This window comes from Thermogemmatispora sp., from assembly GCF_019683755.1.
Classification (GTDB): domain Bacteria; phylum Chloroflexota; class Ktedonobacteria; order Ktedonobacterales; family Ktedonobacteraceae; genus Thermogemmatispora.
Genome location: NZ_JADGHT010000347.1, coordinates 1 through 4716, shown reverse-complemented (window position 1 = coordinate 4716; position 4716 = coordinate 1). Strand labels below are relative to the sequence as shown.

Annotated in this window: 3 protein-coding genes and 1 pseudogene; 1 reads left to right on the top strand and 3 read right to left on the bottom strand. The window is 60.4% G+C overall.

Translation table 11 applies throughout. The features are described 5' to 3' along the window. Both IRZ24_RS16900 and IRZ24_RS16895 read right to left on the bottom strand, forming a co-directional pair. Window positions 1-1548 (bottom strand): annotated as a pseudogene (locus IRZ24_RS16900) (hypothetical protein); the annotation flags it as partial. A gap of 53 nt (window positions 1549-1601) precedes the next feature. Further along, window positions 1602-2813: a hypothetical protein gene (locus tag IRZ24_RS16895; RefSeq protein ID WP_297166706.1), complete on the bottom strand. Its 1212-nt coding sequence runs from the start codon at window positions 2811-2813 to the stop codon at window positions 1602-1604. Window positions 2814-3367: 554 nt separating this feature from the next. On the opposite strand from IRZ24_RS16895, the gene IRZ24_RS16890 reads away from it, so the two are divergent. After that, entirely contained in the window at window positions 3368-4069 is a 702-nt protein-coding gene (locus IRZ24_RS16890; RefSeq protein ID WP_297166704.1) for a radical SAM protein, read from the top strand. Between the two features lie 232 nt (window positions 4070-4301). Here IRZ24_RS16890 and IRZ24_RS16885 read toward each other — a convergent pair. Further along, window positions 4302-4716 (bottom strand): hypothetical protein (locus tag IRZ24_RS16885; RefSeq protein ID WP_297166701.1); only part of this gene is annotated, 415 nt, incomplete at its 5' end.

Below are 4716 nucleotides of genomic sequence, written 5' to 3'. Positions count from 1 at the left end.
CTCGCGGTAGAGGGCCGAGGGCACCTTATTCACTAAAGTCCCTAGCCAGGAATCACCTCCCTTGCTCACGAGCGTGAGCGCCGGACTGAACAGCTCATCGAGCTGTACCTGGACACGATCGGCCTCGTCAACGACCACCAGGTCGCAGAGGCGATAGACCAGCTCCAGGAAACGCAGGAAGGGGGGACAGAGCTGGGGGTCAACGCTCGTGTAGATCAGGCTCTGCGGGGTAGCGACCCAGATGGTCGCCTCCACAAGCTCGCGCTGCCCCAGATGATAGGGGCAGGCGGCATAGAGCGGACAAGCGTACCTGCGACCGCGGGGCGCTTCGGCCTGCAACGACGCATCCTCCTCGTCGCCCGGCGGGATCAGCTCCTCCTCGTCCTCCTTCCCTAGCAGCTCCTCCTCCACTCCCTGTTCGATAGGCTGCAAGCTGAGACAGGGCGGCGCATCCGTGGGCAGCGGCGGCGAGTGCTCGCTGCGCAGACCGTTGAGAAGGCAGGTGCTGCTAGTATAGTCAAAGCCGATATGCTCATGCTGCAGAGGATGCTCACCGCGGACAGCCGAGAGCATCTGATGGAGCTGCCGCCGATGCTTGGCGCGGTTCGTGGTCCCCAGGAGCGGCACCGCGCTCAGGCCCAGCCGGCGGAAGTATTGGACCCGTTCCAGCAGACTCGTGACGTCTCCCACTACCAGGGCGATACGCCGTCCTCGCCGCGCGGCCCAGACGGCCAGCACATCCATGAGCGTCGTCTTGCCAGTGCCGACCATCCCGACCATATGCAGGGTCCCTTGGAGCACCAGCGTATCAGCCGCCTGAAATTCGCTTGTTTCATTAGGAGCAAAGTAGAGCTGGATGCGTTCTAGCGCCTGGCGCCATTGCCGGGCCGGGAGCTGACACCGTGCCTCTTGCTCGTCGAGCCAATCTGCGGTCTCCAGAAGCTCAGCCCAAGGGATCACAAGCGCCTCGTGCTGGTGCCGCTCGGGGAGCTGATGACCAGGAGGCCAGGCCGAGGGCAGCGGCAGATCATCAGGAATGGTGACCGTGGCCCGCCGACGCTGACTCAGGCAGAGATAGCGCCCGGCATGGGCCGGACGCAGCTTGCGCTCACAATGGGGCAGCGGCTGGCGGCAGAGCTGCCGATACAGCTCCAGCCGCTCAGGGTAGAGACTGACAGAGCGCCGGCTGTAGTGCCCTGTCTGGAGATCAACGTCATACAGGCGGAGCAGTTCGCTGACCCTGGTGTAGTCCGCTAAAGCCCTCTCCCAGTTTCGCGCACTCTTATAGGCCAGCAGTAGATGCCTCCCGATTCCTTGCATCTGAACATGCTCTTGACCAGCAGCATAGAGTTCCGGCAAGGCGAAGGAGTAGCCGCTGAGAAGGACCCAGAGGGCTTGAGCTGGGGCTGCCGGTGCTACCTCGCTCAACAGCGTGAGACCTAGCTCCACTTCGATCAAGCGACGCGCTCCAAGCTGCAATAGAGCCGTCGGCGGGTCCTCTGCAGCAGCCTGACTTTGCTGGGCCAGCCTCGTCAGTATGGCCTGCACTTCTCTTTCGAGCTTCTTCCATAATTTGGGCCGAGCACGCACAGCGCACCTCCTCAACAAAGCGTCTGAGCCTCTCTGAGAAAGTCATCCTCAAAAGCGACCTTTAGGCCGCTTGCGGCGAGCGAAGGACCGCGGAGTGCGTCGTAGGCCGCCCTAAAGGCGCGGACATAGTCCGGCTGGAGGCGCTTGCGCTCCTGGGGGAAGACATAGTAAAACTGGCCAGTCAGCGCTGCGGGGATGCCTTCCTGTTTGACACGTCGCGCCAGTAAATAGGGATTAGACCAATCCTTGACATCGACCGCGAGTGTTCCCCGCGGTCCCACGACACGCAAATCATAGCGGTCATAGTCGGGCCACAACTCTACTTGCAGCCCTTGCCCGCGCAGGCGGCGCTCTAGACGGAGCTCGGCCCGACCAGGCCACATCACAAACCAGATCAGGCCTCGTCTGAGGCAGCGAACTCTCTCTTCTGGCCGCAGCCGCCGCACCGCAGACCCAGACGGCTGATTCCCTGATACTGTTCCCAGCCTGGCAAGAGCCTCGGGAGTTAACGGCAACTGGCTACAGCGCTCAATCATGCAAAGCAGCCGCCGCTCCCGCTGATCCGGCAGCAGCAGCGCGCCGCATCCGGGGCAGCAATAAAAGGCATCCTGATAGAGCGCCTCATAAGGAGCATCAACGTAGGCCTCGCGCAGTAGATCCCGTAACAGCTCCAGCTCTGGAGAGCCCGCGCTCAATGAGAGCAGCTCCTGCTCAGTTACGACCGGATGCTCAATGAGCCAGCGTCGGAAGGAAACATAGGCCTGTGGGTCCTGACAGAGCCGACAACGGGCCAGCACACGCTCGATGAAATTGCGCTCCATCAGATCAGCCTCGACTTCCCCTGACGAGCAAGCCAGCTCAATGCAAAGCTGAGATGGCAGGTGCCCATAGAGGAGCCTCTCGTTGCTCATCAGCCCCCAGCCCAGTGTTCCCAGGTCAAGATCCAGCGACCACTCAGCCAGAGGCCTGCGACACCAGCTTAGCAGGTCCACTACGCTCTTGATGAGCGGCAAACCCTTCCGGTAGCGCAGTACATTGAACAAGTCCAGCCCCCTCTGCAGCGGCTCAGGGTAGCTGCCATCGACGATCACTAGCCCGCCGGGAGCAGAGACACACTCTTCCTGATAGCGCACAATACCAGTAGCGATTAAGTGGAGAATAACCAACTCGTGGGGCAGAGCCTCAAGGGCAGCAACTTCCTCCCCCCTGTTTATCGCTTCCATCGGTGTTTGCCTCTCTTCTTCTACGTACAGGTCCCGTCATCCCAGTCGCTGAGTGGTTCTCTCACTCACTACCCTTCCTCATCTTGCCCCTCACCTCCAAAGGGGCAGCGCTTAGGAGATAGTCCTCTTAGATCAGGTGTCGCCAGACCCATCACTCCAACGGTTTGCCCTTTCATTGGTCCATTTAGCTTCAAGACCGGTTGTGGCAAGGATCTAGTATTTTTTACTAGAAAATATAGACTATCTTAGAATGCCATATAAGGATAGCATATGCGACTCACAGAGTAAAGTCTCTTTTTTCCTAATTTAGGTCTTGTATAACAAAGATCTTCGATAAATGTCGCCCTCCCCGGCTGGAGGCCTGCGGGGACCGACGACCAGTTGACAGATCAGAGAAAATCTAGCCAGGAAGAGAGAAAGCGAAGCTCGCTGAGTCAGCCTGGTGATCTGCCGCGCCGCGGCATGGCGATCTATCAGGCAGCACCGCCGGGCTGGCCAGAGCGGAGGGCTGTCGACTTCAGCAAGCCAAGGGAGGAACAAAGGCACTGCCAACGATGTTGGTCATGGAGATCTACCGCTCGATCCAGGGCGAGGGGAGCCTGATAGGGGTACCCACAACCTTTGTACGCTTCTTCGCCTGCAATCTGCGCTGTTCGTGGTGTGATACGAAATATTCATGGAGCGTGCGGGAAGGCGGAAGCTGGGAAACGCTCTCTCCCCAGACGGTGGCGGAGCGCGTGGCGGCTCTTGGCGCTCGCCATGTGGTGCTCACCGGCGGCGAGCCAACCCTACAGAAGGAGCTACCCCAGCTCGCCACCTTGCTGAAAGCCCAGGGCCACCACCTGACCGTCGAGACGAACGCCACAATTTTCCCAGCCCTGGCCCTACCACTGATCGATCTATGGAGCCTCTCGCCTAAGCTGCCCAGCGCCGGTAGCGGCGCGAACTACCTGCGCCATCCCATTATTGAGCAGTTCCTGCACAGCCTGGCCCCCACGCAACAACAGTGGAAATTTGTCGTGCGCGACGACCACGATGAACAGGCCCTGCGCACTCTGCTGGAAGCTCATCCGCTCTTCAGAGAGCGTCGCCTGCCCATTATCTTGCAGCCAGAGGGCGATGCAGCCCTACCGGATTACCCCGCCGCGCTGGCCTGGCTGGCTGAACGCGTACGTGACCCCTTCTGGGATCACTATAATGTGCGCGTCCTGCCACAGCTGCATGTCCTGATCTGGGGTCGCCGTCGCCTCGTCTAACCTTCGCCTCTGGGCGACTTGCTCAGCCCACATACTTGCTCGGCCCACATAGTCAGTCATAGTAGAATAAGGCCCGCTGGCCGTTTACGGCCAGCCAGCCGATGCCTGGCTGTCAGTGAGCAGGGAAAGCCCTCTTGTCATGAACGGGCAGGCCCGCTAGCCGCTCTCCAGCGGCTCCCTCATCTTCCCTCCTGATTGGCCGCTGAGGACCGCAGCCAGGCGTGGACCTGCCTTAGCTTTGCGGCTGCACAGTGGGAGGCACAACGACTACTTCAACGCTGACACACTCGGGCTGCGGTGTGATCGGTCCCGTCCCACTCTGCAGGCAAATCACTGGCAGATAAGTGCCCACTTTAGCATAGCTGTGAGAGGCAATCAGCTCTACCGGAGGCGCAGGGCAGGCATCCTTGCAGAGCGGATACTTGGAGAGATTTCCATCTCCCCAGTTGACGATGACAACAGGCAGAGGAACCGACGGATAACAGCTAACCGTGATGACAATGAAAGCCGGCTGACCAACTGCAACCTGTTGTTTCGCCGGCGCTGCCGCCAGACAACTACTCGCCGCAGGGGACGTGGCTGTAGCCGTGGTAGGGGGTGTCACGACGGCTGTGCCCGCGGCAGCCCGTACCGGCAGCGTCCCCAAC